This window comes from Streptomyces sp. NPDC054866 (genome assembly GCF_053610745.1).
Genome location: NZ_JBSGZA010000005.1, coordinates 374145 through 398223 on the forward strand (window position 1 = coordinate 374145; position 24079 = coordinate 398223).

Here is a 24079-nt window from a genome sequence, read left to right on the forward strand (position 1 = left end):
GTACACGGAAGGAGCCCCGGACACTGCCTAGCAGGCGGTGTCCGGGGCTCCTTCCGTGCGCGGTGCCGGAGTCAGTTCAGCTCCGCCGGCGGCGTCCGCTTGTTGTCGACCTTTTCGATGCGCTCCAGCTCGCCCCACACCACGTAGCGGTAGTTGGACGTGTAGACCGGCGTGCACGTCGTCAAGGTGATGTAGCGGCCCGGCTTCTTCGCGCCTGATTCCTTCGGGACCGGGTTCAGGACCTTCACGTTGTACTTCGAGGTCTCGGGCAGCGTCGAGTACACCTTGTACACGTACCACTTGTCCCGGGACTCGAAGACGATCGCGTCGCCCTTCTTGATCTTGTCGATCTTGTGGAACTTCGCGCCGTGGCCGTCGCGGTGCGCGGCCAGCGTGAAGTTGCCTTCCTTGTCCTGGGGAAGGGCCGACTTGATCGGGTCCTCGTAGTAGCCCGCGACGCCGTTGTTGAGCTCCTTGCTGCCCGTGCCCTTCTTGACCAGGATGTCGCCGTTGCCCATCGCGGGCACGTGCAGGAAGCCGATGCCGTCCTTGGTGTTCAGGTTCCCCGGGCCGCCCGCCCAGCGGTCGCGCACCCTGTCGCCCTGCTTGTGCGCCTCTCGGTCCGCGACGACGTTGGTCCACCAGAGCGAATAGACGACGAAGAGGCCGAGTACCAGGCCCGCGGTGATGAGGAGTTCACCGAAGACGCTGACCGCCGTGGCGACGGGGCCCCGCCCCCGTGGCCGTCGCGTGCGGGCGGGCGCGGGCGCCTCGGCCTGCTCCTCCTCAGCCCGCTCCTCTTCGTGGTCGGTCGTGGCTGCCACTGGATCTGCCCCGTTCTCACCGTTCTAGTTGACGAGCGCGCTCGGTTTGCCCTTGCTGCGCGGTCGTTCCTCGACCATCTTGCCCCAGACGATCATTCGATACTTACTCGTGAATTCCGGGGTGCAGGTGGTCAGTGTGATGTACCGGCCCGGTTTGGTGAAGCCCGACCCCGGCGGGACGGGCCCGATCACCGAGATGTTGTTGGGCTGGGTCTGCGGCAGGATGCTCGCCATCTTGTAGACGAAGTACTTGTCCTGCGTCTCGACGATGATGGGGTCGCCCGGTTCGAGCTGATTGATGTAACGGAACGGCTCACCATGGGTGTTGCGATGCCCGGCGACCGCGAAGTTGCCCTTCTTGGCATCCGGCATGGGCGTCTTGGTGCGGCCCTCGTTGTAGTGCCCGACCATGCCGCGGTCCAGGACCCCCGACTTGTCGATCCCCTCGGCGATCGGTACGACCACGTCGAGGCGGGGGATGTGCAGGAGCGCGAAGCCCTGTCCTGGCTCGAAGGCGCCCGGCTTGCCCTTGCCGTTCGCCCACTTCTCCTGGAGGTCGCTGGCCGCTCCGTTGGCCTGCTGGTGGGCGCGGATGTTCGTCCACCACAGCTGGTACGTGACGAAGAGCAGCATCAGGACGCCGACCGTGATGAACAGTTCACCGATCCCCCGGCTCGCCACGGCGCCCGCGGAGGGCTTACGGGCGCGCTCGGCGCGACGGGCCTCCACGCGGGAGAGGGGGGCGGCGGACGCTGCCGTGGAGGGCCGCTGAGGGGCGCCCTTCTTGGCGGCCTTGCGGCGGGCGGCTCGGCCTCCCGTGGGGCGTTCCGGCTCCGGCTCGGGATCGAGATCGGTCTCGGGCTCGGCTATTCGGCGGGTGTCCGCGGTCCGCAGGCCCACGGTCTCGTCGTCGACCGGGGGCGGCGGCGGTGGTGACGGCGGTTGTGCTTGCGGTTGTGGCTGCCGCTGAGGGGCGTACGCGCCGTACAGCTGCTCGTACGTCGGTTCCTGCGGCTGCTGCTCCCCGTACCAGTCGCGGGCGTACCCCTGGGGGTCGTACCACTCCTGGGGCTGAGGCTGCTCAGGCTCCGGCTGCGGAAGAGGCTCCGGCTCCGGCTCAGCAGGCCCGCTGCGGAACCACGGCGAAGGATGCTGGCCCCGCTGACCCGGCAGCGGATCGGTCAGCGGATCGGCAAGGTGATCGACAGCCGCCTCGAACGCCCCGGGCTGTTCGAATGCCCCCGGATCCCCGTACGACGCGTACTGATCGTCGTCGTACGGAACTCCGGAGGAATCGCGCTCGGGGCGCAACGCGGTCACGCCGTGGCCCTGCCCACCACCGGGGCAAGACCACTCGATCGACCAATGGCTCCCGTGTCCCCGCACTCCACCAGCCAGTTGGCGAGCATGCGGTGGCCGTGCTCGGTGAGCACGGACTCGGGGTGGAACTGCACGCCCTCGACCGGCAGTTCACGGTGGCGCAGGCCCATGATGATGCCGTCCTCCGTGCGCGCGGTCACCTCGAGCTCGGCCGGAACCGTGGCCGGCTCGGCGGCGAGCGAGTGATAGCGCGTCGCGATGAACGGCGACGGCAGCCCGGCGAAGACGCCCTTGCCGTCGTGGACCACCGGGGACGTCTTGCCGTGCAGCAACTCCGGCGCACGGTCCACCACTCCGCCGTACGCCACCGCCATCGACTGCATGCCGAGGCAGACGCCGAACACGGGCACACCGGTCCCTGCGCAGTGCCGCACCATGTCGACGCAGACACCCGCCTGCTCAGGCGTGCCGGGGCCCGGCGAGAGCAGGACACCGTCGAAGCCGTCCTGCGCGTGGCGCAGCTCGACCTCGTCGTTGCGCAGGACCTCGCACTCGGCACCGAGCTGGTAGAGGTACTGGACGAGGTTGAAGACGAAGCTGTCGTAGTTGTCGACGACGAGGATGCGGGTCGGGCGTCCGTCGGTGCTCACTGGCCGTCCACCGTCACATCGTTGAAGGGAAGCAGCGGCTCGGCCCAGGGGAAGACGTACTGGAAGAGCACGTAGACCACAGCGAAGACGAGCACCAGCGAAAGCAGCGCCCTTACCCATGCGTTTCCCGGCAGATGCCGCCAGATCCAGCCGTACATGCCGTCCCTTCCGTAGCCGTACGGCACCAGACTAACGGCGCAGTGCGTCCGGTTTCCCGGCCTCGACGGGCTGGGTGGCATCGAGGTGCGCCCAGACGATCAACCGGTGGCTGTGTCCCCACTCTGGCTCACAGGTCGTAAGCGTGAGGTAACGGCCCGGCCCCTCGTATCCGGACTTGCGCGGAACCGGATCGATGACCCCTATGTCGCCGGGCAGCGTCTTGTAGGGCTTGTTGTCGATGCGGTACGTGAACCACGTGGTGCCGTCGGTCAGGACCACGGCGTCGTCCGGCCGCAGCTTCGGGAAGTCCTTGAACGGGTCCCCGTAGGTGCGGCGGTGGCCCGCCACGGAGAAGTTGCCCTTCTGGCCGAGCTGCGCGGTGTCCCCGTAGTGGCCGAGGCCCTTCTTGAGTACGTCGGTCCCGGTGCCCTGGAGCACCGGCTTGTTCCACGTGAAACCAAGCCGCGGGATGTACATGACGGCGAAGGGCTTGCCGTCCTCGTAGGGAGCGGGCTTCTTCGGGGACGAGGCCTTCGAAGGCGCGTCGTCCGTGTTCGCGGGCACCGACCCCTGCGCCCACCGGTCCTGCAGCGTGTCGATCTGACTGTCCATGGCGTTGTCGGCCTTCACGCCGGTCCAGAACAGGACGTACACCACGAAGAGCACGATCAACGTGCCGACGGTGATGCACAGTTCGCTGAACGTCCTGACGAGCACTCGCACCGACACAGGCTTCCCCCAGCGGCTTGCTCCACGGGCGGCTTACTCCACGGGCTTCGCGTAGTGGAGATCCACTGTGCCCGAGTAGCCGGGAAGAGTCACCGCCCCGTCGTCGTCGACTTTCCAGCCGAGGCCGTAAGCGTTGACGTACAGCATGTAGTTCTGGATCTCAGGGGACGCGGCGAGCGCCGTCTTGAGCTTCTCCGGGTCACCGACCGCGGTCACCTTGTACGGAGGCGAGTAGACGCGGCCCTGGAGGATCAGGGTGTTTCCCACGCAGCGGACGGCGCTGGTGGAGATGAGCCGCTGGTCCATGACCTTGATGCCCTCGGCGCCGCCCTGCCAGAGCGCGTTGACCACGGCCTGGAGGTCCTGCTGGTGGATGACCAGGTCGTTGGGCTGGGGCTCGGGGTAGCCGGGAAGCTTGGCGGTGGCGTTCGGCGGGGCGTCGGCGAGGGTGACGGAGATCGCCTCGCCGCTGAGTTTCTTGGTGCCCGCGTTCTTCTCCAGGGCCTTGAGCCGGGCGTCGTCGGCCTTCGTACCGCCGTTGTCGCGCTCGGCCAGGGACTCGACGTCGTCACGCAGTGAGCCGTTGGACTCGTCCAGCTTGCCGTTCTTGTGGCTGCGCTCCTCGATCAGGTCGGAGAGCTTCAGGAGGGAGGCGTCGGTGCGGATGTTCGTGCCCTTGGCCGTGTTGAAGCTGGTGAAGAAGATGAGGCCCGCGAGCGCGAAAACGGCGGCCGTCAGCAGCCGGACCGGGCGCCAACGAGGACGACGGCCCGGACCTGTGGGGGAGTCGGCAGAATTGCTCAACGTACCCTTATCTCCTTCAGCGCCGCGGAAGCACTACGCTAACGGACGCCCGGGGGAGGGCTCAGCTCCCCGTATCGACAGGAGAGACCCTCGTGCCGAAGTCACGGATCCGCAAGAAGGCCGACGATTACACGCCGCCCGCGAAGAAGGCGACGAACATCAAGCTGACCAGCCGCAGCTGGGTGGCTCCGGTGATGCTCGCGATGTTCCTCATCGGGCTCGCCTGGATCGTCGTCTTCTACGTCACCGACGGCAAGCTGCCGATCGACCCGCTGGGCAACTGGAACATCGTGGTCGGCTTCGGCTTCATCGCCGCGGGGTTCGGCGTCTCCACACAGTGGAAGTAGCGCGACTCCCGCAGGGCTGTGCGCAAGCCTTGCCCTGAGTTATCCACAGCGCTATCCACATCCCGGCCTCGACTGGGGAAAAGAAAGACGATCTGTGGATAACCCACTGGGCGTTGACGCCGGTATGACTGGCTGATCGCCATGCAAGCCCTCACAGGCCCCTTGTCCTTCCTGGGGAAACCCAGGTCAGCGACAAGGGGCACTGTTGTTCCCCACAGAATGCACAAGCGTGGCCACACGCTGTGGACAACCTGGCCATCGGACGACGCCGGCGAGCCTCAAACGAGCTGCGCGGTCCTGATGACCACAGCCGCCAGGACCACGATCAGCACCACGGCACAGGTCCCCCACTGCACGAGCGCCCGCCGCTCACGGGGCGCGTGCACCATCCCGTACGCGATGGCGACACCGGCGACCAGACCGCCGACGTGTGCCTGCCAGGCGATGCCCGTCCAGGTGAACGTGAAGAGCAGGTTCAGCGCGAGCAGCGCGATGACGGGGCGCATGTCGTAGTTCAGGCGCCGCATCAGGACCGCGGTCGCGCCGAGCAGGCCGAAGATCGCTCCGGATGCCCCGAGCGAGGCGTCGCTCGCGTCGACGAGGACATAGGTGAGCGCGCTGCCGGCCAGGCCGGAGAGCAGGTAGAGCGCGAGGTAGCGGGCGCGGCCGAGCGCGGCTTCCAGGGGGCCGCCGAGCCACCACAGGCCCAGCATGTTGAACGCGATGTGCCAGATCTCCTGGTGCGCGAACATGGCCGTGACCAGGCGGTACCACTGGCCCTCAGCGACGCCTTCGGTCGGCATGTACGGGTAGGGCGGCCATTCGCCGATCAGGAAGAGCTCGCCGACGAGCTCCTTGTTCACGCTGATCGCGATGAACACGAGAACGTTGATCGCGAGCAGGATCTTGGTGATCAGACGCGGGTCGGCGGCGATCGAGCCGCCCGCGAGGGTGCGCGGCTGGTTCGCCGCGGGTGCGTGCCCGGTGCCCGAGCCCTCGCGCACGCATTCGGGGCACTGGAAGCCGACCGAGGCGCTGATCATGCACTCCGGGCAGATCGGACGCTCGCAGCGGGTGCAGCTGATGCCGGTCTCGCGGTCCGGATGCCGATAGCAGCCGGGCAGGTTCGATGCGTCCTGTGGCCCCTGCGGGCTGCCTGGTGCCTGGTCCATGGGGTCCCCTCAATGTCCGTACGAAGGCACAGCTACGCCCACGCGCGCGAACGCACCGCCCCGCCCTTCCTTACGGATGGGCGGGGCGGTTTGGTTCCCTCGCGGGGTGCGCCGGTGTCAGGCGGTGCGGGTCTCGATGACGACGGACTCGATGACCACGTCGTTCACCGGGCGGTCGGTGCGCGGGTTGGTCTGCGTGGCCGCGATCTCGTCGACGACCTTCTGGCTCGCCGGGTCCGTGACCTCGCCGAAGATGGTGTGCTTGCGGGTGAGCCAGGCAGTCGGGGAGACCGTCACGAAGAACTGGGAGCCGTTGGTGCCCGGCCCGGCGTTGGCCATGGCGAGCAGGTAGGGCTTGTCGAAGGCGAGGTCGGGGTGGAACTCGTCCTCGAACTCGTAGCCGGGGCCGCCCGTGCCGTTGCCCAGCGGGTCGCCGCCCTGGATCATGAAGCCGCTGATGACGCGGTGGAAGACCGTGCCGTCGTAGAGCCGGTCCGTGGTCTTCTTGCCGGTCTCCGGGTGGACCCACTCGCGCTCGCCCTGGGCGAGCTCGACAAAGTTCTTGACCGTCTTCGGCGTGTGGTTGGGGTGCAGCAGCACCTCGATGTCGCCTCGGTTGGTCTTCAGGGTGGCGTAAAGCTGCTCGGCCACGGTCTGCCTTCCGTTGTCTTCTGTGACGTCCCGATCCTCCCACGGACCGGATTGCGACGAGTAGTCACGGAGTGGGCGCGCGCCACGAGGATCCGTGGCATTGTCAGCAAAGCACTCTCCTTGTACCGATTTGATCAGAATGATCGCACCCGGATGCCCGGCTGCGTCATGCCTCGGAGCCATCCGGAAGGCATGATCCTTGAAAGGGTGGAAAGGTGACATACCTATAAGCCACCGAGGAGGAGGATCCCGTGACCCGCATCGACAGCGTGCGCGCCGCGACCGGTTCGGCGAGGGACAGCGTGCGGCATGCCGCGGAGGCGGTGGCCCCCTACGCCGGAACGGCCAAGGAGCAGGCCGTCCACTACGCGCACGAAAGCCGCGCCCGCCTCGCACCCAAGGTGTCGCAGGCCGCCGAGCAAGCCCGTGTCCAGTACGGCGCTCACGTCGGCCCACGCATCGAGCAGGCCCGTGCGCATGTGCCGCCGAAGGTCGACCACGCCGCGCACGAAGCCGCTGTCCGCACCCGCAAGGCCGCCAAGCAGACCCGCAAGGCAGCCCGGCAGGCCGCCGACTACTCGAAGCCGCGGATCGAGCACGCCGTGGCCGTGGCCCAGCCCGTGCGTGACGAGGCGGCGTCCCGCGGGGCCGCCGCGCTCGCCGCGCTGCGCGGTGAGGTCTCTCCCAAGGAGATCCAGCGGCTGGCCCGCAAGCACAACCGCCGGGCCCGCGCCGGGCGCCTCGCCAAGGGCCTCGTCGTCCTGGGCGTCCTGGCGGGTGGTGCGGTCGCCGCCTGGAAGTGGTGGGACAAGCAGGCCAACCCGGACTGGCTCGTCGAGCCGCCGGCCGCCACGGAGGTCCCCGACAGCACGCCGCTGACCTCGGTCGACGGCAGCGGTCAGGCCTCCCTCGACCCCGAGGTCCAGGCCAAGCAGGCCGAGTCCGAGGCCGCGGACCGCGACGACCTGCGCTGATCTGCCACTGATCTGCCGCTGGCCCACTGATGAACGCCGTAGGGCGGGATCCCCTCAGCTGAGGGGATCCCGCCCTACGGCGTTCTGTGTGGAGCCTAGGAGATTCGAACTCCTGACATCTGCCTTGCAAAGGCAGCGCTCTACCAACTGAGCTAAGGCCCCGAAAACGGTGCACCCAGCCGGAAGAATCCCGCTCCGGTGGGCAACGCAGACCAGAGTACCGGGTCTCCCCCCGGATCTCGCAAAAGGATTGGGGGTCCCGGTGAACGACCACGCTCCGTAAGATGCTCGGCGTGGTTCGCGGCAGCGAACCGCGGTTTTTGGGGAAGCGATGGGGAGACGCAATGGACGCCGCACAACAAGAGACGACCGCGAGAGCACGAGAGCTCCAGCGGAACTGGTACGGGGAGCCGCTGGGGGCGCTCTTCCGTCGTCTCATCGATGATCTGGGCCTCAACCAGGCACGCCTCGCCGGCGTCCTCGGTCTGTCCGCGCCCATGCTGTCCCAGCTGATGAGCGGACAGCGCGCCAAGATCGGCAACCCCGCGGTCGTCCAGCGCGTCCAGCTCCTCCAGGAGCTGGCGGGCCAGGTCGCCGACGGCAGTGTGAGCGCCGCCGAGGCCACCGACCGCATGGACGAGATCAAGAAGTCCCAGGGCGGCTCCGTCCTCACCAACACCTCGCAGTCGACGACGAGTTCGGGTGCGCCCACGGTGAAGCGTGTGGTGCGCGAGATCCAGTCGCTGTTGCGCTCCGTCGCGGCGGCCGGCGACATCATCGATGCCGCTGACTCCCTCGCACCGACCCACCCGGAACTGGCAGAGTTCCTCCGGGTATACGGCGCCGGACGCACCGCGGACGCGGTCGCCCACTACGAGGCGCACCAGAACTGAGCCGTCGGCCGGGCCACCGGGCGGCCCGGAGGGGGAGCAATGCGCGACCATGGGTGAGGTCTTCGCCGGCCGCTACGAACTGGTCGACCCGGTCGGCCGCGGGGGAGTCGGAGCGGTCTGGCGCGCCTGGGACCACCGGCGGCGCCGGTATGTGGCGGCCAAGGTCCTGCAACAGAGCGACGCGCACGCGCTGCTGCGCTTCGTGCGGGAGCAGGCGCTGCGGATCGACCACCCCCATGTGCTCGCGCCCGCCAGCTGGGCCGCCGACGACGACAAGGTCCTGTTCACCATGGCCTTGGTCGCCGGCGGCTCGCTGGCCCATGTGATCGGGGACTACGGCCCGCTGCCGCCCCGACTGGTCTGCACGCTCCTGGACCAGCTGCTCTCCGGGCTCGCGGCGGTGCACGCCGAGGGGGTCGTGCACCGTGATATCAAGCCCGCCAACATCCTGCTCGAGGCCACCGGCATCGCGCGTCCGCATCTGCGGCTCTCCGACTTCGGCATCTCGATGCGGATGGGCGAGCCGCGCCTGACCGAGACCAACTACGTCGTGGGAACGCCCGGTTACTTCGCGCCCGAGCAAATGATGGGCGCGGAGCCGGACTTCACCGCCGATCTGTTCGCCGTCGGCCTGGTGGCCCTGTATCTGCTGCAGGGCGCCAAGCCGGACGCCAAGGCCTTGATCGAGCACTTCGCCGCGCACGGCACACCTGGGGCGCCGCAGGGCGTCCCGGAACCGCTGTGGCAGGTCATCGCCACGCTTCTCCAGCCGGATCCGCAAGCGCGGTTCCGCACCGCCACGGGCGCGCGCAAGGCGTTGAACTCGGCCGCCGAGCTGCTGCCCGAGCCGGGGCCCGACGACGAGATCGTCGAGATCTTCGACCAACTGGGCCCGCTTCCCCAGGGGTTCGGCCCCGACGGCCCTCTCACGACCCCGCCTCCGCCGGGCTTCGCTCCTCCCTCCGTACCGCCCCCGCCCCTCTCCGCGCCCCAGACCGGCAGCTTCCCGCTGGCTCCTCCGCCACCGCAGGGCACACCACCGTCGGGGCAGGCCACGCCGCCGTCGGGACAGCAGGTTCAGCCCGTACAACAGGTTCAGCCCGTACAGCAGGCGCAACAGGCACAGCAGATGCAACAGCCGCAGGCCCAGCCAAGGCAGCAACCGGCCACACCCCCGCCTCCCCCATCTCCGCCTGCTCAGGCCCCGCACGTCCATGTCCCCTCCCCTCACCCGGCTTACGAGTCGTCACACTCTGTGATGGCGTCAGCGCATCGCGTATCCGCCCCTACTTATCCATACACCGCTCACGCCCCACAGGTTCCGCTCCAGCACCGACCAGTTCCGCACCGGCAGAAACGACCGGGACCGCCCCCGAAGGTGGCGATCCCGATGCTGCTTGCCGCTCTGGCGTGCTTCGCGGTGGGCGTCTGGGCCCTGACCCAGATCTGATCGAATCGAATCGAATCGGATCGGATCGGATCGGATTCAGCTACGCCCCTGACCCAGCCCTGAATCAGCCGGTCCAGTCCGACCCGGCCCGCCGCCTGCCGCCGCCCTCCTCCGTCCGATCAGCGTCCACACCCCAAGGACCGTCAGCAGCACGGCCCCAGCGCCGAATCCACCGGCGGCAACCACCTTCATGCCGGCTCCGCCGCCGTTCCCACCCCCGCTCCCATCCCCGCTCCCGGCGGCGGCATCCGTATCCCCCCGCACCGCCGCGTCCTCGTCCTCACCCGTGACGCTGAACTCATCAGCGGGCCGTGCCGTCCCCACGTACGCGGGCCCTTCCTTCGCCGCCCCGTCGACGTTCACCCGCAGCAGCAGATCCAGCGGAGCCTTGCCGAACTGCCGGGCGACCTGCGGATTGAGATGGACCGAGAGGTAGTACCACCCGGCGAACCGCGTTCCGGCCACGCCGTCGACCGGGGAGTAGCGGTTCTCGTACGCGACGGGGGCCAGTGGCCGCAGCGAGGCCGTCTTCTGCTGGCCGTCGTACGCCGTGTCGGCGTCGTCGATGCGTGCGCGTACCGGATTGGCCAGTGACATCACGAGCGCCGACGTGACGTACTCGCCCCTGCCCCCGCTCGCACTGCCCAGCTCGGCACTGGCGGAGATCTGCTGCCCCCAGTCGACCGGCACGCGGTAGAAGAGGGTCTGGCCGGGCTTGATCCGGTCGCCCCAGACGCCTGCCCCCACCGCACGGGCGTCGTTGAAGCCCGTGCCGCCCCTGCGTTCCTCGCGCGCACCGGCGGGAGGCGTGGGCGAGGCGGAGTTCCACGTCTCGGGCGGCGTCGTGGAGGCGCTCTTGGCCACTCCAGGCTCCGACACGACGCGAAGTTCGGTGTCCCACGTCTCCGTACTGGAGCCGGGATCGCTGTTCCGCTCGACCACTACGTAGTACGTGCCGGCCACTTTGCACCGGTTCTCGGCGGGGCCGACCGCACGTGCCGCCCAGGCGGAGATGGGCCGCGGGCTCTGCGACGTACCGAATCGCGCGTTTCCGGAGTTGCAGTTGTTGCCGTTCGTGTCCTGTAAGGACACCTCTACGCCGTCCCCATAGGCGACCTTGGCGTCAAGCCCGGGAACGGCGGTGGCGGAGACGTACACAGTCTCTCTGGCGTCGAGTTGCAGCTGGTAGTAGAGCTTGCCCCCGCGCGCGAGGGAACTCTTGTACGTCGACCCGGGCGTGAGCCTCACGCTGTCCATGCTGTTCTGCGCGCCGTCCACCGACACGGCCCGCTCAGCGAAGACGTACGGGTTCGGCCCTGATGTGCCCTCTGCCGCGGCCTGCCCCGACAGCGCCATGACCCCGCACAGCGCCGCTCCCAAAGCAGACATCGCCCGGCCTCTGCGCAGCCGCCCCATCACGTGCCACCCCTCCCCTGAGCCCCAGTCGTCCCGCCCACTATGCCCGCGCGGAGGCGCGACAATCTTTGCTCACGCAAGGCGAGGGCTTGCGTGAGCAAACCCGAGGGGCAGGGGGAACGAAGAGATCCGGACAGCACAGGGCCCCGGCCGCAGAAGCGACCGGGGCCCTGTGAAGAGACTGTTGTCAGTACTCACGAACCCGTGGGCACGGAGTCAGTCGCCTCCGTCCACAGATCCTGCTCGGCGCGATCCGCCTGGATCTGGCGGTACACGAGGAGCCCGCCGATGGCGGCCAGTGCGACCAGGAGAAGCTTCTTCACCGCGCGACCTCGTCTTTCTTGACGTAAGGGACCTCTGGCGCCCGACTATACACACCGACCGATACCAATCGGTGACCTGGATCCACCCCAACTCCCGCCCTGAACACAGCAGTCGAATCGGCCGTCGCCGCTCTCCGGCGCCTCACGGCCCGCCGCGACGTCCACCGTTCTTGACCTCACCCGGCCCTCTCCCAGGGCCCCCAGGGCCCGTTTACGGCCATTCGGGTGGTGTTCATCTGAACATCGACGCGCCACGAGCGTCGGTCCCCCACTCTCGGCCCCACATACACATCATGAGGAAAGTACGCAAATCGCCCAACCCGAAAGTGAGAAGCCATGACCGGCACCAAGGCCATGAAGCTGTGGACCACGCTCATCACCGCCTTCCTCGCACTCTTCGCCACGCTGGGATTCACCACGACGGCAACGGCGGCCACGCCGGTACAGCAGGCCACGGAAACGTGCAAGAGCACGCCGACCATGACGGCCCCACTCGCGGCCTACTGGGTAGCAGCGTACGAACGGTCCTTGCCGCCCACGATGAAGCAACGCATCCGCGCCGAGGCCCACGGATCGTCCCCCAGCTGCCGCCACCTCCCCACGGACGACACGGAGACGGCCATTGAGGCCGAGGCCCATCCAGGCAGGCTCGCCGCGGAACCGTAGTCACACCCCGGCCGCCTCGGCCACCGCCCCCCAGGGGCCCACAGACAGCACAGCAAAAAGCACAGACACGAAGAAGACCCCCAGCCGACGGGCTGGGGGTCTTCTTCGTGTCTGTGGGGCTAACAGGATTTGAACCTGTGGCCTCATCCTTATCAGGTCGATCACGGCCATCTTCAACCACGCCAAACCCTGAGGTGCCCAGGGGCGGCCTTCCGCTGAGGTACGGCCTTGATCGGCAGTGTTCGCGCTTGTTGGTGTCATCCGCTGATGTCAGAAAGGCGGGTGCTCTTGACGACTCAGCCAAACGTCATCCGGCGGTTCGAAGGCTTCGAGCCTCTCCGCCTCTTCGCGGCAACGCTTCACAGCAGTCGGTTCCTCCGGGAGCTTTTCCCCTCGAAGATGTGCGCCTATGCACTCACCGGCATCGTCCACCGCGTGCCAAACGGGGTGTCCGGGGCCTTCGTTGAGATGTTCCCAGTACCACATGATCTGCGTCGCACCCCTTAGTCGGGCACGCAGCTCTGCCGAGGCAAGCACGAAGGCATAGGTGTCGATCGTGTGGATGTGGCGGCGAAGCTCTGCAACAGACTCCGGGGTCTCGTAGTAGGGGCCGGGATCGGTCGTCAGGTCGGCCTTCATGTGGTGAATGGAGATCAAGGCTTGCCGAATCTCTCGGGTCGCCTCTTCCTGCCGAGCCTGAAGCCGCTCCGCTTCAAGGCCTTGGCGGTTCTGCCGGTTCGTCCACAACGTGGTCCAAGTGCTTCCGCCTAGGCCCAAGACGACACCGAAGAGCCCGATCAACGCCTCTTGCACAGCTCCCCCTGTACTGAACGATCGTCACCGCTCATGCTGCCAGATGCCGCACGTGGTCGACGGAGCATCTTCGGGCGGTGACAGCTACGGCTTGGGCAGCTCGGTGACGAAGGTCCCGATGCCCGGTTGCATCTGTGCGAGTCCAGCATCCCGTAGCTCGGTGAGCACGCGCCGGGCCGTCATCTGCGCGATACCGAACTCATCCTGAATCGCGAGTACGCCCGGCAGCTGGCTCCCGGGCGGGTACTCACCGTCGGCAATCCGCTGCTCAAAGAGCGCGTACACCTGCTTCCACCGCGGGATATCCGGCTTCCAATCCATGATCCGAAGCTAGGCAGTGCAAGCCTGCTCGGCGAGACGAGATTGCCTGACTTGCCTAGCTACCCTAGCTAGCTAGTACTACGCTGCGTGAACGCACAGCACCCCTGCGGTCGCGCGAACGACCCAGGGGCGTGGACGACTGGATGGAGTCGACGTGAACGAGGGTACGCAGGATCAGAACGCCCCGGACAGCCCGAACACGGCCACGATGGCGCCGGTCAGCTACAGCTACTGCTCTTGGCACCTCGGCTACAGCGCCGATACCCGCGTCATCAACGTGCAGGAACAGGGCTCCGGACCCGGCGGTGTGCAGTTCGCCTGCCTCCCCTGCCGCGAGAAGCACAACCTGGTCCCCTTCGCTGACCGGCCATGACCGAGACCTGGCGGCCGAAACCGCCGCCCGCCAAGAAGCTCAACGCCTGGCAGTACCTCGGCTGGCAGTGCTGCTGGTGCGCCGAGACACTTGGGAAGGGAGCCAGGTCAGCAGGTCGCGCCGAAGGTCACGCCGGTGCACACGACCTGTCCATCGAGGTGTACGAGTGCGGCTCGGACTGCCAGAAGCGCCCAACGCGGGGCGCACGCGAGTAGCCAATGCGTAAACCGTCGTGGCGCGAGTCATTGTGGGGTCAGACCACTCACAGCGCAGCTTGAAGGCCCCTGACCGGGCAAACCAGTCAGGGGCCTTAGCCGTAGGGCTACAGATCGGGCCCGCTTGGGCATGGACGCCTTTGCGCTAGACGCTCAAGCGCAGGGGCCAACGCACGCACGATGATCAGTACGCAGACAACCACGGCGAGCCGGGTGGTCTGTTCCAGGATGCTAGAGACCGTGTCGCCGTTGATCACGCAGGCGAGCACAACCCCCAGGATGATCAAGGAATCGTTGCGACTGTCAGTGGAGCGTGCGAAGGTACCAAGCGGGTGGTTGCCCGGCAGCGGGAAGCCACCAAGAGCCGGGAAGGGCATGAGTCCTCCAGGGTCGAAGTTGGGGCGCGCCTGGATTCCTTCGCCAAGGGGTGGGCGCGCCCTTCCTGTTGCTTCGCCACGTTAGGGCACTGCACTGACAGATACGCGCCCCAAGTGTGTAGCCAACTTGACCTGGGCTTCTGTGAGTTGACCTCACGCTGTGGGCGCCGATGTGGACAAGGTCGACGATTCTGTGGGCAAGTCGGCGTTTACGCTGCGTGAGGGCTCGCGGTTCGTACACATGCCTGTGGGCGACCTGTGGCACAAGCTGTGGATAACTCTCTGTAGTGACGTGCGCCACATCTGGGTTACCCGGCGGTTCGGTTGCGGCCCAACATCAACTCACCACCTACCCCAGCTCCCATCCCGTCTGCCGTCGACCCACACACCGTGGAGCGGGCGTGGTTCAGGGCGTCAAGGTGGAGCGCGCCACTGTACGAACGACCTTGACGCCCTGGGCCGCGTCCGCTCGGCTCTGCCTGGGTCGATGGCAGACGGGATGGGAGCTTCCTACGCCCGCCCCATTCGGCCGGCACTCGCAAGCGGCGCCCCCGCCATCCCAGAGTCAGAGCGCCCCCGCCGGAGGCATGTCCTTGTCCAGGGCCGCCGTGGTTGTGGTGCTCGCCTTATGGCCCCGGGCCCTATCCACGTATGGGCGGGCGTCGGCGCAGCGGGGCGGAGCGGGCCGAAGGCAGGAGCGGCAGCCCCGGCGGAGCCGGGAAGCCCGCCCGGCGGAGCGGAGCGCAGCCGGGTGCTTGATGAGGTAGAGAAACTTGTAACAGCTCCCAGGCCCAAGGGGGGTTGGCCTACTTGCCGTTCGGCTCGGTGAGCTTGTATCCGTCATGGGTTCGGATGCGGGGCACCAGCTCGTCGGTCAGGGCATCTGCGATGCGGACGTCGTAGACCTCACTCATCGCGGCCATGGCTTCGTCCGGGGACAGCCAGGTAACCGCGGTCGACTCGTCGGACAGTTGCTCGTGACCGCCCTCTGGCCGGCATCGGAACACCATGGCGACGACCCCGGCCGTCATGTTCTTGTAGACCCCGGTGAGCCGTTCGACGCGCACCTTGATCCCGGTCTCTTCATAGACCTCGCGGCACACCCCATCCTCGATGGCCTCGTCCCGCTCCAGCACCCCGCCCGGTGGCTCCCACTGACCATTGTCGGCACGACGGATCACCAGGACGCGCCCGTCCTCACGCACGACAACCCCTGCCACCGATACCGAGTGGAGGGGTGGTGAAGTCTGCTGCGAGTGCTCGCCGTTCGTGAACACGTATATCGCTCGTGGCGCTGGTGGCTGGCCTCAGGCTGAGGGGCGGTCAGTGGTGAGGAGTCGGCTTGTGAAGCCTTCGGCGCATAGCCGCTCGTAAGCCTCAAGCACGTCATCCGGAACGGGCTGACTGATCATGAACCCCTGGTCCGGGTAGATCAGCAACCGCTGAAGCGCACCCACGAGCATGTCGATCACCAGGCGGGCATCTTGGAGGGAATCGACGTACTCAGCGAGCGTCATCGGGGTGGACGCGCTGATGATCTCGACCTCGGGCCACAGCTTGCGTGCGGTGGCGTATGCGCGCCTCTCTTCGTACGGCTTGCTGATCAGAAGCACGGAGGCCACGTCCACTCCAGCTTCGTCGAGCACGGCCTTTGAGAAGCGGATGTTCTCGCCGGTGTTGCGGGCGCGAGGCTCTACGAGCACGGCTGAGCCCGGAACGCCGAGTTCAAGAGCGCGTTCGCGGTAGTGGACGGCTTCACCTCGCGGCATGCGTTCCTGGGTCGTGGGGCTTGTGGCACCGGTGAACACAAGCAGTGGAGCCAACTCGCGCTGGTACAGATCTACCGCCGTATCGGCCACACCCAAGTCGTGGCTGCCCAAGCCGATCGCAACTGAGCAGGGCCGAGGGGTGTGGCCCATCTGGTGGTAGTCCCACAGGCGTCGTGCGTCAGCCCATGCCTGCGTCGAGATCATTACTGCTCCTTCTCGCCCTTCGCCGAGTCCGGAACCTTGAAGTCGTACTCCCAGGCGAAGCGCGAAGCCGCGTGTACCCCAATGGCGAATTCGACCACTGTGCCAGAGGCCGTGTAGGTCGTTCGATGCAGCTCGACGACGGGTTCCCCCGCCGGGAGCTGCAACAGCTTCGCTTCGTCCGGCGTCGCAGCCCGAGCGAAGATCGCTTCCTTCATGTGGTCGATCTCGTACCCCGCGTCGTACAGGACCCGGAATCCGCCGCCACGGCCCGCCGGTCCTGGAGTCGGGTCGACGATCCACGTGCCCTCAACGTGCTCTGGCCGGTAGTAGCTGGTCAAGGTGTGGGTCGGCTGGTCGCCTTCCTTCACGAGACGCGCTCGGGCGTAGACCTCCGCCCCTTCGGCCAGACCATGGGCGGCTGCAACTGCTGGTGGAGCCTCGACGAGGCTGACGGTCTGGGTCTGCTCATTCCGACGGTAGGTGCGCCCGGAAGCTACGCGGTCTGCGATGAAGGCAACCTCGTCGCCATCTCGCCACTTGGCCTTGTCGTACCGGGCAATACCGAGTCGCTTGAGTGGAACCTGTTGCCGCACAACCGTGCCGTGACCTCGGGAAGAGGTGACGAGCCCCTCGGCCTCAAGGGCTTTGTAAGCCGCGTGGACGGTGGACTTAGAGCCTTCACCTGCCGCTACTAGTTCCCTGATCTGCGGGAGCTGCTGCCCCGGTGCGTAATCACCTCTCTTGATCTGTTCAGTCAGCTTGTCCGCTAGCTCTCGCCACTTCGGCGCCATCTGACAACTCCTCTCGACTAGGTCAGTCAAACACAGTCCCAGGACTGCATGTCAGAGTCGACCTCGATCACCCGCAGTCCTAGGACAGCGGGTGAATGGGTGGCCTTCTTCGGGCTGCTCTCAACGCCGACTCATGGAGCCTTTGATGCCGTCCTTCAAGATCGACCTTCAGACCGCCGTCGTCTTCGTGGCGACCGCACCGGAACCGAAGATGGCCAACAAGAAGACCGGTGAGCGAGCCGTCGACCGGGAGACGAACGCGCCGCTGGCCACGGTGGGCCTGCTGGTCTCGGATGAGGGGGAGGGGAACCTCTACCAAGTGACCGTCCTGGAGACGGGCCTCCCCGAGAAGGGCCTGACGCCGGGCATGCCGGTGAAAGTGGTCGGGCTCAAGGCGCGTGACTGGGAGAACGAGTTCAACGGGCAGAAGCGCCACGGGATCTCGTTCCGCGCGACTGCGGTCATGGCGGTCTGAGTCATGACTGACCTGGCTATGTGGTTCGAGGCATCGGGCGTCTTAGCCGGTGCCAGTGGCGTCACCTACGCCAAGTACAAGGCTCCTCGGCTGTACTGGGCGACGGTTGGCCTGCCGGTGACCTGGGGTCGGTTCGCCCTCTCGTACCGGAACACGATGGACGTGTGCGGGCTGACGGTGCAGCCATCCGGCTTCCGGGCATTCATGTCGCGCCGGATCGCTCGCAGTGAAGTGCGGCCGGTCCCTCCCAAGATCCGCCGGGTGTGGGGCACATCGACCGGTCTTCGGGTGACGCTGCGGCTGCCCGCCGGTCTGGAGCCCGCCGACCTGGCCGCAGCCTCCGAGCGGCTCCGGCATGCCTGGGGCGTCCACGCAGTCCATGTGATCCCGAAGAAGCCCGGCTATGTCGAGCTGCGTATGACGGGCTACAACGTGCTGCGGCGGGTGCAGATGCCCAAAAGGGCTGCACCTCACGACCTGGTGGTGCCGGTCGCACTGCGCGATGACGGCACAGCGTACGAGCGGAACTACCGCGAGATCCCGCACGCGCTCACCCTCGGCGCGAACCAGTCGGGCAAGTCCATGTACCAGCGGAACCTGGTCAAGGGCCTGGCTCAACTGCCCGTCGCCTTGGTCGGCATCGACTGCAAGCGCGGTGTCGAACAGTCCCGCTACGCCCCGCGGCTCTCGGCGCTCGCGACGAATCCCGACGATGCCGCCTCGCTCATCGACGTGTTGGTGGCGGAGATGGAAGACCGTTTCGATCTGCTAGCCAAACACGCGGTCTCCGACCTGTGGGAGCTCCCCGAGCACCTGCGCCCGGCGCCCGTGGTGGTCCTGGTCGACGAGATCGCGGAACTGTTCCTGATCTCCTCGAAGAAGGATGAGGAACGTCGCGAGCGGATCGTCACCGGACTGATCCGGCTGGCCCAGCTCTCCCGCGCGGTCGGCATCTACCTGGAGATCTGCGGACAGCGGTTCGGCTCCGAGCTGGGCAAGGGCGCCACCATGCTTCGCGCCCAGCTCACCGGACGCGTGGTCCACCGGGTCAACGACAAACAGACCGCAGAAATGGGCCTGAACGACGTGGCCCCCGAGTCCGTCCCGGCCGCGTGCACCATCCCCGCCGACCGGCCCGGCCAAGCCGTCGCCGCCGACGCTTCCGGCGGCTGGGGCCGCATCCGCACCCCGCTCACCTCGGTCAACGACACCGTGGCGGTCTGCCGCAAGACCGTGCACCTGATCCCGGTCCTTCCGGCCCTGGAGCCTTTCCGCCCGGCCGTCGCTACCGTCCCGGCCCCGGTGACTCCGCCCATGCCGACAGAGGCCCCGGCCATTCCCTGACACACCCTGACCACCGGTTCGGCGTGACCGTCTCGCGCCGGGTCCCTACCTCCCTCATGCCGAAATCCGCCGGAGCCGGGCGGCCGGAGACGTTCCCCGCCCCGCTCGGGCCCAACACCGCTAGGAGGTGATGACGGTGAACCGCTCGATCCGCCTGGACGCGGTGCTCGTGCAAGCCGTGATCGCCGGAGCCCTGTCCTTCTCCCACCTGCACGACCTTGCCGAAGCCGCCGGACAAACCGGCTGGCAGGCCTGGGCCTACCCGATCAGCGTCGACCTGCTCCTGGTCGCGGCATGGCGTCGCCTGCGTGCCGCCCGTGCGGCCTGGACATGGTTCGTGATCGCTCTGTTCGCCTCGCTTGGCGCCAACATCGCTACTGCCGGTCTCCTTGACCTCGACAACATTCCGGCCTGGTTGCGCATCACGGTCGCTGGCTGGCCCGCGCTCGCCTTCCTGGGCGGCACGCTCCTGGTCCACACCCCCGCCGACACTGCGGCTCCGGCGCCGCAATCGCCCGAGGAACCGCCAGCGGTCGACCTGCACCGCCCCCATCTCACGCCGGAATCCGACGAGAACCCCGAGCTCCCGGCTCCTGAACCGGCGCCGAATCCGGACCCGGTGGCAGTTCCGCCGGCACTGCTCGACCACGCCCGAAAGCTCGCCGACAACCACCGCGCGACCACCGGGACACCGCTCTCGGTCGCCAACCTCCGCGCCCAACTCGGTCTTCCCGCACCCGTCGTCGACGAGATCGCCACGCACCTTCAACTCGCCTGAGCAGAAAGGAAGACCCGTCATGACCGCCTACCGACGCTTCCGCGACGTCCGCCAGTTCGGCCCGGTCAAGGTCGCCAGCTTCTTCGACGGACGCGGCAGGGACCGCCACACCGCCGCCTGTACCGCGCCCCGCTGCGACTTCTCCACCGAGTACGACAACCGCTCGGCCGCCGAACTCGCCGCCCGCACCCACCGCTGCACTGCCTAGGAGAACACGTCATGGACGTCCCGCTCTGGCTCGCCCTGCTCATCGTCGGAGTCCTCGGCATCAAGCTCGCCCGCCCGCCGTGGTGGCTCGTGACCCTGCTCCTGCTTGGCGGCTACCTCATCGCCGACAGCTTTCTCAGCCCCGCCGTCGACTCCCTCATCAACTAAGGAGATAGCACCGTGTTCACCCACAAGATCCCGGTCAACGAGCAGCCGACCGGCCAGATCATCCCGCTGCCCAGCGCGGTCATGCTCAATCACCAGCACGCCCCGGCCGTCTGCTCCTGCCAGCACCAGGCACCCGTACCGGCCGCGTCCGCCCGGCCCAGTGCGCAGCTCACCCCCGGCTCGCTGCTCCTCCTCGTCGGCGGCGGCACCGCGGGAGTCCTGGTGATCGGCGCCGTGCTGGTCTCCATGCTCCTCGCCGTCGCCATTACCGCCGGGTCGCTCGCGATCGTCGCGCTTGTCGTCCGCTCGCTCATGAACAGCGAGGCCAAGCGCCGCTGACCGGCCCCGGAGCGGTCTCAACCGCCAAGTCTCGCCCGCTCCGGAGCCGTGCCTCCCACCCGAACCAACAGATCCGGAAGGAAGTCCCATCATGGCCCAGCCCACCCCTGCCCGCGCGCGCATCTGCCGCGACTGCGACGGCTTCGCCACCGTCGCCATCACGACCGGAACCCGCAACCGCGACGGTTCCCGCATCACGCTCCATATCGACTGCCGCACCTGCAACGGCACCGCCCGTGTCGGCCTCTCGGCCAAGCAGGAGGTGAACGCGTAATGGCACGACGTTGGAGCCGCGGAGCAGACCGCACCCTGTCCGATGGACTGGACAGCGACTATGACCGCGCCAAGCAGGTAGGCAGTGCCCACCGGCGCCACGACGCCGACCGCTCGTCACAGCGCTCCACCGGGAAGACCTCCGGGCCGTCCTGTGACTCAGCCAGCACCCCCAAGAAGCGCGGCTGGTTCTCGTGACCAACACCGCCCTCGCGGCGGGCCTGGACCCGGCCACCCTCGCCGATGTGCTCAGGGTGGCCGGGTCCCCCGGCTTCGACCGCCTTCAAGACCAGATCCGCCGAACCGGCGGCTGCTCCGATCCGATCCACCTGCTTGGCAGCACCGTCACCCGTGACCGGGCCTCGGGCCAGGCTCTGTTCTCCTACTCGACTGACACCGAACCTGGCGGCCGTCTCCGGATCGCCTGCGGCAACCGCCGTGCCTCCCGCTGCCCCTCCTGCTCCTGGACCTACGCCGGAGACACGTACCACCTGATCCGCGCCGGACTCACCGGAGATCCGGACAAGGGCACCCCGCACACCGTGCGCGAGCACCCTCGCGTCTTCGCCACCCTCACCGCCCCCAGCTTCGGGCCCGTCCACAACCGCCCCGGAAACAGGCCCTGCCGCTGCGGCACACGCCACCCGGAAGGCTCCCCGGAGTTGGGCACCCCGCTCGACTCGGCCACCTACGACTACGCCGGGGCGGTGTTGTGGAACAACCACGCATCCGACCTGTGGCGCTACTTCACGATCTACCTTCGCCGCGAGATCGCCTCCCGCGCCGGACTGACCCAGAAAGCCGCCCGTGAACAGTCCCGCGTCTCCTTCGGCAAGGTCGCCGAGTATCAGAAGCGCGGGGCCGTCCACTTCCACGCCGTGATCCGCTTCGACGGACCCGAAGGACCCGACACCCCGCCCCCGGCCTGGGCCAGCCGCGACCTGCTCACCGACGCCATCCACGCGGCGGCTTCCCGCGTCCGGGTCGATGTGCCGGCCGTCGGCGACCAGCCCGCCCGCACCCTCGGCTGGGGCACTCAGCTCGATGTCCGCCCCATCAAGGCATTCGGTGACGGCTCCGACATCACCGAACAGGCCGTTGCCTCCTACGTCGCCAAGTACGCCACCAAGGCAGCCGAGGACACCGGGGCCGCTGACGCTCCGGTCCACTGCCGCAAGTGCCAGGGAACCGGCCACTCCTCCGTGTACGCACGCCCCGGATCAGCGCTCAGCCGGTGCGCGGGATGCCAAGGCACCGGGTTAGCAGAAGACCTCTCCCGCCTAGAGATTTCCGCCCACGCCCGGCGTCTGATGACCGCGTGCGTCGACCTCCAGGCGCACTACCCCGAACGGGCCCTGGCGCGCTGGGCCCACATGCTCGGCTTCCGCGGCCACTTCTCCACGAAATCCCGCCGCTACTCCACCACCCTCGGCGCCCTCCGCCAGGTCCGCGCCGACTACCGCGCCGCCCAGCAACGCGCTGCCCTCGGCCTGCCCGACCCCAACGAGAACCCGGAGGCCACCACGCTCACCCTCGCCCACTGGGTCTATGCCGGGCACGGCCACACCCCCGGTGAGTCCTGGCTCGCCGCCAACATCCGCCGCGACATCGCCCAGAACCGCGAACTCGCCCGCGAGGAGAAAGCCACGCTCCTCGACATGGAAGGAGCCGACACGTGACCACCGCCGTCCCCGAGCTGCTGACCGTGCCCGATGTCATGGCGCTCCTCAAGGTGGGCCGGACCAAGGTCTACGACCTGATCCGCACGCACCGTCTGGTGTCCATCAAGGTTGACGGTTGCCGTCGAATCCCTGATCAAGCGGTCCGCGACTTCATAAGCAGTCAGATCGGGGAGGCTGCCTGATGGCCAAGCGACGCCCCAACGGCGGAGGAACGATCACCAAGCGGGCAGACGGCCGCTACCAGGGAGCCGCGTACGTCACCGACTCGGACGGCAACCGCGTCCGTAAGTACGTGTACGGCCGGACGTGGGACGAAGCCAACGAGAAGCTCGGCAAGCTTCAGGACCAGGAACGGAACGGCATCCCGGTGCCGTCTCGCTCGTGGTCGCTCGGCGAGTGGCTGGCGTACTGGCTGGAGCACATCGTGAAGCCGGAGAAGGAGCACAACACGTACGCGAAGTACGAGTCGAAGGTGCGGCTCTACATCGCGCCCCACCTGGGCAAGAAGTCGATGGTCAAGCTCACCCCGGCGCAGCTCCGTGCGTTCATGGGAGCTCTCACGCGTGCCAAGGTCGGTGCGGCTACCCGCTTCGAGGTGCTGCGGACCCTCCGGAACGCGCTGAATCGCGCCGTGAAGGAAGAGATCCTGACGCGGAACGTTGCGCTGCTGGTCGACATGCCCAAGGTCAGCAAGGACAAGGGCAAGGCGTGGAACGCGAGTGAGGCGATCACCTTCCTCCGGGCATCGCGTGCCCACCGCTTCTATGCCGCCTGCGTCCTGGTGCTCGTCCTCGGCCTGCGCCGTAGTGAGGTCCTGGGCCTGCGCTGGCAGGACATCGATTTCGAGACGGGTCAGTTCACGCCGACCAAGCAGGTTCAGCGGGTGAAGGGCGTCGGCCTGGTCCTCAAGGACCTCAAGACCGAGTCGTCACAGGCGGTGCTTCCCCTGCCGGAGTTCTGCGCCCGTGCCCTGGAAGAGCGGCGAACGCTGCAAGAGCTGGAACGGAAGATCGTCGGTGATGCCTGGGCGCAGGAGCCGGATCATGACGTGATCTTCTCGTCCGAGCGCGGCGGGCTCACGGACCCTGTCGGTTTCTCCCGGATGTTCAACGCCCTGGTGAAGCGGGCCGGAGTCCGCCGGATCACGGTGCGGCTCGCGCGGCACACCTGCGGCACCCTGCTCGCGTTCCTGAAGGTGCATCCCAAGGTCGCTCAGGCGATCCTGCGGCATAGCCAGATCAGCATGACCATGGACGTCTATACACACGTTGTGGGCGACGGGGAGCGGGAAGCCGTCTCGCTGCTCGCCGACCTGTTGGAAGATCCACTGATCGGCTGATGTCACCCGTGGATGTCAAAGACCCCCAGTCATGATCGACTGGGGGTCTTTTGGCTGGTGGGGCTAACAGGATTTGAACCTGTGGCCTCATCCTTATCAGGGATGCGCTCTAACCAACTGAGCTATAGCCCCGCCGCGCTGCGGTATGTCCCGCGCGCTGACCTCTGAAGATTAGCGCACGTGCGGGCCAGTCCCAAAATCGATACCTCCGGGGGCACCGGACAGGCCGCGCC

33 protein-coding genes and 2 tRNA genes are annotated in these 24079 nt (G+C 67.5%); 18 read left to right on the forward strand and 17 right to left on the reverse strand.

Annotation, left to right across the window (positions count from 1 at the left end; genetic code table 11):
* Positions 1-71: 71 nt before the first annotated feature.
* Genes ACWGI2_RS26595 through ACWGI2_RS26620 form a run of 6 tightly spaced genes read right to left on the reverse strand, consistent with a single transcriptional unit; the run spans position 72 to position 4486 of the window.
* Positions 72-824, reverse strand: a complete 753-nt coding sequence (locus ACWGI2_RS26595) for a class E sortase (protein ID WP_453396823.1) — start codon at positions 822-824, stop codon at positions 72-74.
* A 24-nt stretch (positions 825-848) separates the two neighbouring features.
* Positions 849-2144, reverse strand: a complete 1296-nt coding sequence (locus ACWGI2_RS26600) for a class E sortase (RefSeq protein ID WP_453698046.1) — start codon at positions 2142-2144, stop codon at positions 849-851.
* Entirely contained in the window at positions 2141-2794 is a 654-nt protein-coding gene (locus ACWGI2_RS26605; RefSeq protein WP_453396821.1) for an aminodeoxychorismate/anthranilate synthase component II, read from the reverse strand. The genes ACWGI2_RS26600 and ACWGI2_RS26605 overlap by 4 nt, the downstream gene beginning before the upstream one ends.
* Positions 2791-2952, reverse strand: coding sequence for a hypothetical protein (locus ACWGI2_RS26610; RefSeq protein ID WP_190083025.1), 162 nt, complete (start codon positions 2950-2952; stop codon positions 2791-2793). The genes ACWGI2_RS26605 and ACWGI2_RS26610 overlap by 4 nt, the downstream gene beginning before the upstream one ends.
* 31 nt (positions 2953-2983) lie before the next feature.
* A complete protein-coding gene (locus tag ACWGI2_RS26615) occupies positions 2984-3676 on the reverse strand; it encodes a class E sortase (RefSeq protein WP_453396820.1) in 693 nt (230 codons plus the stop codon).
* Positions 3677-3715: 39 nt separating this feature from the next.
* Positions 3716-4486 (reverse strand): DUF881 domain-containing protein, encoded by a 771-nt coding sequence (locus ACWGI2_RS26620; protein WP_453396819.1) that lies wholly within the window; start codon positions 4484-4486, stop codon positions 3716-3718.
* A 92-nt stretch (positions 4487-4578) separates the two neighbouring features.
* Between ACWGI2_RS26620 and crgA the strand changes: the two genes are divergently transcribed.
* Positions 4579-4833, forward strand: coding sequence for a cell division protein CrgA (gene crgA / locus ACWGI2_RS26625; protein WP_160506128.1), 255 nt, complete (start codon positions 4579-4581; stop codon positions 4831-4833).
* A 278-nt stretch (positions 4834-5111) separates the two neighbouring features.
* On the opposite strand, the gene ACWGI2_RS26630 is transcribed toward crgA, so the two are convergent.
* Both ACWGI2_RS26630 and ACWGI2_RS26635 read right to left on the reverse strand, forming a co-directional pair.
* Positions 5112-6005, reverse strand: coding sequence for a rhomboid family intramembrane serine protease (locus ACWGI2_RS26630; protein ID WP_453698048.1), 894 nt, complete (start codon positions 6003-6005; stop codon positions 5112-5114).
* Positions 6006-6122: 117 nt separating this feature from the next.
* Complete coding sequence (locus tag ACWGI2_RS26635; protein WP_160506126.1) at positions 6123-6656, reverse strand: peptidylprolyl isomerase; 534 nt, start codon at positions 6654-6656, stop codon at positions 6123-6125.
* A gap of 251 nt (positions 6657-6907) precedes the next feature.
* Between ACWGI2_RS26635 and ACWGI2_RS26640 the strand changes: the two genes are divergently transcribed.
* Entirely contained in the window at positions 6908-7630 is a 723-nt protein-coding gene (locus ACWGI2_RS26640) for a DUF5324 family protein (RefSeq protein ID WP_453396817.1), read from the forward strand.
* Between the two features lie 89 nt (positions 7631-7719).
* On the opposite strand, the gene ACWGI2_RS26645 is transcribed toward ACWGI2_RS26640, so the two are convergent.
* Positions 7720-7792 (reverse strand) — tRNA-Ala (locus tag ACWGI2_RS26645).
* A gap of 182 nt (positions 7793-7974) precedes the next feature.
* Between ACWGI2_RS26645 and ACWGI2_RS26650 the strand changes: the two genes are divergently transcribed.
* Complete coding sequence (locus tag ACWGI2_RS26650; protein WP_160506124.1) at positions 7975-8523, forward strand: helix-turn-helix domain-containing protein; 549 nt, start codon at positions 7975-7977, stop codon at positions 8521-8523.
* A gap of 49 nt (positions 8524-8572) precedes the next feature.
* On the forward strand, positions 8573-9973 hold the full coding sequence (locus ACWGI2_RS26655; RefSeq protein WP_453698050.1) for a serine/threonine-protein kinase: 1401 nt from the start codon (positions 8573-8575) through the stop codon (positions 9971-9973).
* A gap of 36 nt (positions 9974-10009) precedes the next feature.
* Here the strand turns inward: ACWGI2_RS26655 and ACWGI2_RS26660 are convergent, their stop codons facing one another.
* Positions 10010-11362: a hypothetical protein gene (locus tag ACWGI2_RS26660; RefSeq protein ID WP_453698052.1), complete on the reverse strand. Its 1353-nt coding sequence runs from the start codon at positions 11360-11362 to the stop codon at positions 10010-10012.
* Between the two features lie 221 nt (positions 11363-11583).
* Positions 11584-11712 carry a DLW-39 family protein gene (locus ACWGI2_RS26665; RefSeq protein ID WP_003999697.1) on the reverse strand — a complete coding sequence of 43 codons (129 nt, stop codon included), beginning with the start codon at positions 11710-11712 and terminating at the stop codon, positions 11584-11586.
* 336 nt (positions 11713-12048) lie between these two features.
* Between ACWGI2_RS26665 and ACWGI2_RS26670 the strand changes: the two genes are divergently transcribed.
* Entirely contained in the window at positions 12049-12378 is a 330-nt protein-coding gene (locus tag ACWGI2_RS26670; RefSeq protein WP_453698054.1) for a DUF6344 domain-containing protein, read from the forward strand.
* 270 nt (positions 12379-12648) lie between these two features.
* Here ACWGI2_RS26670 and ACWGI2_RS26675 read toward each other — a convergent pair whose 3' ends face one another.
* Positions 12649-13191: a hypothetical protein gene (locus ACWGI2_RS26675; protein ID WP_453698055.1), complete on the reverse strand. Its 543-nt coding sequence runs from the start codon at positions 13189-13191 to the stop codon at positions 12649-12651.
* Positions 13192-13275: 84 nt separating this feature from the next.
* On the reverse strand, positions 13276-13512 hold the full coding sequence (locus ACWGI2_RS26680) for a GntR family transcriptional regulator (RefSeq protein WP_453444625.1): 237 nt from the start codon (positions 13510-13512) through the stop codon (positions 13276-13278).
* 154 nt (positions 13513-13666) lie between these two features.
* Between ACWGI2_RS26680 and ACWGI2_RS26685 the strand changes: the two genes are divergently transcribed.
* Entirely contained in the window at positions 13667-13885 is a 219-nt protein-coding gene (locus ACWGI2_RS26685) for a hypothetical protein (protein ID WP_453698057.1), read from the forward strand.
* The gene (locus tag ACWGI2_RS26690; RefSeq protein ID WP_453698058.1) at positions 13882-14100 is read left to right on the forward strand and encodes a hypothetical protein; all 219 of its coding nucleotides are present in this window, start codon (positions 13882-13884) and stop codon (positions 14098-14100) included. The genes ACWGI2_RS26685 and ACWGI2_RS26690 overlap by 4 nt, the downstream gene beginning before the upstream one ends.
* A 1183-nt stretch (positions 14101-15283) precedes the next feature.
* Here the strand turns inward: ACWGI2_RS26690 and ACWGI2_RS26695 are convergent.
* From ACWGI2_RS26695 to ACWGI2_RS26705, 3 genes are read right to left on the reverse strand one after another with little or no spacing between them, the layout of a single operon-like run.
* Positions 15284-15754, reverse strand: a complete 471-nt coding sequence (locus ACWGI2_RS26695) for an NUDIX hydrolase (protein WP_453698060.1) — start codon at positions 15752-15754, stop codon at positions 15284-15286.
* Between the two features lie 30 nt (positions 15755-15784).
* Positions 15785-16450: a YdcF family protein gene (locus ACWGI2_RS26700; protein WP_453698061.1), complete on the reverse strand. Its 666-nt coding sequence runs from the start codon at positions 16448-16450 to the stop codon at positions 15785-15787.
* The gene (locus tag ACWGI2_RS26705) at positions 16450-17241 is read right to left on the reverse strand and encodes a GntR family transcriptional regulator (RefSeq protein WP_453698062.1); all 792 of its coding nucleotides are present in this window, start codon (positions 17239-17241) and stop codon (positions 16450-16452) included. The genes ACWGI2_RS26700 and ACWGI2_RS26705 overlap by 1 nt, the downstream gene beginning before the upstream one ends.
* A gap of 145 nt (positions 17242-17386) precedes the next feature.
* Between ACWGI2_RS26705 and ACWGI2_RS26710 the strand changes: the two genes are divergently transcribed.
* The 11 genes from ACWGI2_RS26710 to ACWGI2_RS26760 all read left to right on the forward strand — a co-directional run bounded on the left by ACWGI2_RS26710 (position 17387) and on the right by ACWGI2_RS26760 (position 23846).
* Positions 17387-17716, forward strand: a complete 330-nt coding sequence (locus ACWGI2_RS26710) for an SCO3933 family regulatory protein (RefSeq protein ID WP_453698064.1) — start codon at positions 17387-17389, stop codon at positions 17714-17716.
* Between the two features lie 3 nt (positions 17717-17719).
* Entirely contained in the window at positions 17720-19060 is a 1341-nt protein-coding gene (locus ACWGI2_RS26715) for an FtsK/SpoIIIE domain-containing protein (protein ID WP_453698066.1), read from the forward strand.
* A gap of 136 nt (positions 19061-19196) precedes the next feature.
* Complete coding sequence (locus ACWGI2_RS26720; RefSeq protein ID WP_453698067.1) at positions 19197-19838, forward strand: DUF2637 domain-containing protein; 642 nt, start codon at positions 19197-19199, stop codon at positions 19836-19838.
* A 19-nt stretch (positions 19839-19857) separates the two neighbouring features.
* The gene (locus tag ACWGI2_RS26725; protein ID WP_453698068.1) at positions 19858-20046 is read left to right on the forward strand and encodes a mobile element transfer protein; all 189 of its coding nucleotides are present in this window, start codon (positions 19858-19860) and stop codon (positions 20044-20046) included.
* Between the two features lie 11 nt (positions 20047-20057).
* Entirely contained in the window at positions 20058-20213 is a 156-nt protein-coding gene (locus ACWGI2_RS26730; protein ID WP_453698069.1) for a hypothetical protein, read from the forward strand.
* A gap of 12 nt (positions 20214-20225) precedes the next feature.
* On the forward strand, positions 20226-20552 hold the full coding sequence (locus tag ACWGI2_RS26735) for a SpdD-like protein (protein ID WP_453698070.1): 327 nt from the start codon (positions 20226-20228) through the stop codon (positions 20550-20552).
* A gap of 91 nt (positions 20553-20643) precedes the next feature.
* On the forward strand, positions 20644-20826 hold the full coding sequence (locus tag ACWGI2_RS26740; RefSeq protein WP_453698071.1) for a hypothetical protein: 183 nt from the start codon (positions 20644-20646) through the stop codon (positions 20824-20826).
* Positions 20826-21023, forward strand: coding sequence for a hypothetical protein (locus ACWGI2_RS26745; RefSeq protein WP_453698072.1), 198 nt, complete (start codon positions 20826-20828; stop codon positions 21021-21023). The genes ACWGI2_RS26740 and ACWGI2_RS26745 overlap by 1 nt, the downstream gene beginning before the upstream one ends.
* A complete protein-coding gene (locus tag ACWGI2_RS26750; RefSeq protein ID WP_453698073.1) occupies positions 21020-22504 on the forward strand; it encodes a replication initiator in 1485 nt (494 codons plus the stop codon). The genes ACWGI2_RS26745 and ACWGI2_RS26750 overlap by 4 nt, the downstream gene beginning before the upstream one ends.
* Positions 22501-22689, forward strand: a complete 189-nt coding sequence (locus tag ACWGI2_RS26755) for a helix-turn-helix domain-containing protein (protein ID WP_453639487.1) — start codon at positions 22501-22503, stop codon at positions 22687-22689. The genes ACWGI2_RS26750 and ACWGI2_RS26755 overlap by 4 nt, the downstream gene beginning before the upstream one ends.
* Entirely contained in the window at positions 22689-23846 is a 1158-nt protein-coding gene (locus ACWGI2_RS26760) for a tyrosine-type recombinase/integrase (protein ID WP_453698074.1), read from the forward strand. The genes ACWGI2_RS26755 and ACWGI2_RS26760 overlap by 1 nt, the downstream gene beginning before the upstream one ends.
* 55 nt (positions 23847-23901) lie before the next feature.
* Here ACWGI2_RS26760 and ACWGI2_RS26765 read toward each other — a convergent pair.
* Positions 23902-23978: transfer RNA gene (locus ACWGI2_RS26765), tRNA-Ile, on the reverse strand.
* Positions 23979-24079: the final 101 nt, after the last annotated feature.

Coding starts and splice junctions, on each gene's coding strand:
- ACWGI2_RS26715 (WP_453698066.1), top strand. CDS start 17,720: ATGACTGACCTGGCTATGTGGTTCGAGGCATCGGGCGTCTTAGCCGGT.
- ACWGI2_RS26670 (WP_453698054.1), top strand. CDS start 12,049: ATGACCGGCACCAAGGCCATGAAGCTGTGGACCACGCTCATCACCGCC.
- ACWGI2_RS26610 (WP_190083025.1), bottom strand. CDS start 2,952: ATGTACGGCTGGATCTGGCGGCATCTGCCGGGAAACGCATGGGTAAGG.
- ACWGI2_RS26705 (WP_453698062.1), bottom strand. CDS start 17,241: ATGGCGCCGAAGTGGCGAGAGCTAGCGGACAAGCTGACTGAACAGATC.
- ACWGI2_RS26725 (WP_453698068.1), top strand. CDS start 19,858: ATGACCGCCTACCGACGCTTCCGCGACGTCCGCCAGTTCGGCCCGGTC.
- ACWGI2_RS26690 (WP_453698058.1), top strand. CDS start 13,882: ATGACCGAGACCTGGCGGCCGAAACCGCCGCCCGCCAAGAAGCTCAAC.
- ACWGI2_RS26730 (WP_453698069.1), top strand. CDS start 20,058: ATGGACGTCCCGCTCTGGCTCGCCCTGCTCATCGTCGGAGTCCTCGGC.
- ACWGI2_RS26650 (WP_160506124.1), top strand. CDS start 7,975: ATGGACGCCGCACAACAAGAGACGACCGCGAGAGCACGAGAGCTCCAG.
- ACWGI2_RS26630 (WP_453698048.1), bottom strand. CDS start 6,005: ATGGACCAGGCACCAGGCAGCCCGCAGGGGCCACAGGACGCATCGAAC.
- ACWGI2_RS26740 (WP_453698071.1), top strand. CDS start 20,644: ATGGCCCAGCCCACCCCTGCCCGCGCGCGCATCTGCCGCGACTGCGAC.
- ACWGI2_RS26700 (WP_453698061.1), bottom strand. CDS start 16,450: ATGATCTCGACGCAGGCATGGGCTGACGCACGACGCCTGTGGGACTAC.
- ACWGI2_RS26655 (WP_453698050.1), top strand. CDS start 8,573: ATGGGTGAGGTCTTCGCCGGCCGCTACGAACTGGTCGACCCGGTCGGC.
- ACWGI2_RS26680 (WP_453444625.1), bottom strand. CDS start 13,512: ATGGATTGGAAGCCGGATATCCCGCGGTGGAAGCAGGTGTACGCGCTC.
- ACWGI2_RS26760 (WP_453698074.1), top strand. CDS start 22,689: ATGGCCAAGCGACGCCCCAACGGCGGAGGAACGATCACCAAGCGGGCA.
- ACWGI2_RS26660 (WP_453698052.1), bottom strand. CDS start 11,362: ATGTCTGCTTTGGGAGCGGCGCTGTGCGGGGTCATGGCGCTGTCGGGG.
- ACWGI2_RS26745 (WP_453698072.1), top strand. CDS start 20,826: ATGGCACGACGTTGGAGCCGCGGAGCAGACCGCACCCTGTCCGATGGA.
- ACWGI2_RS26710 (WP_453698064.1), top strand. CDS start 17,387: ATGCCGTCCTTCAAGATCGACCTTCAGACCGCCGTCGTCTTCGTGGCG.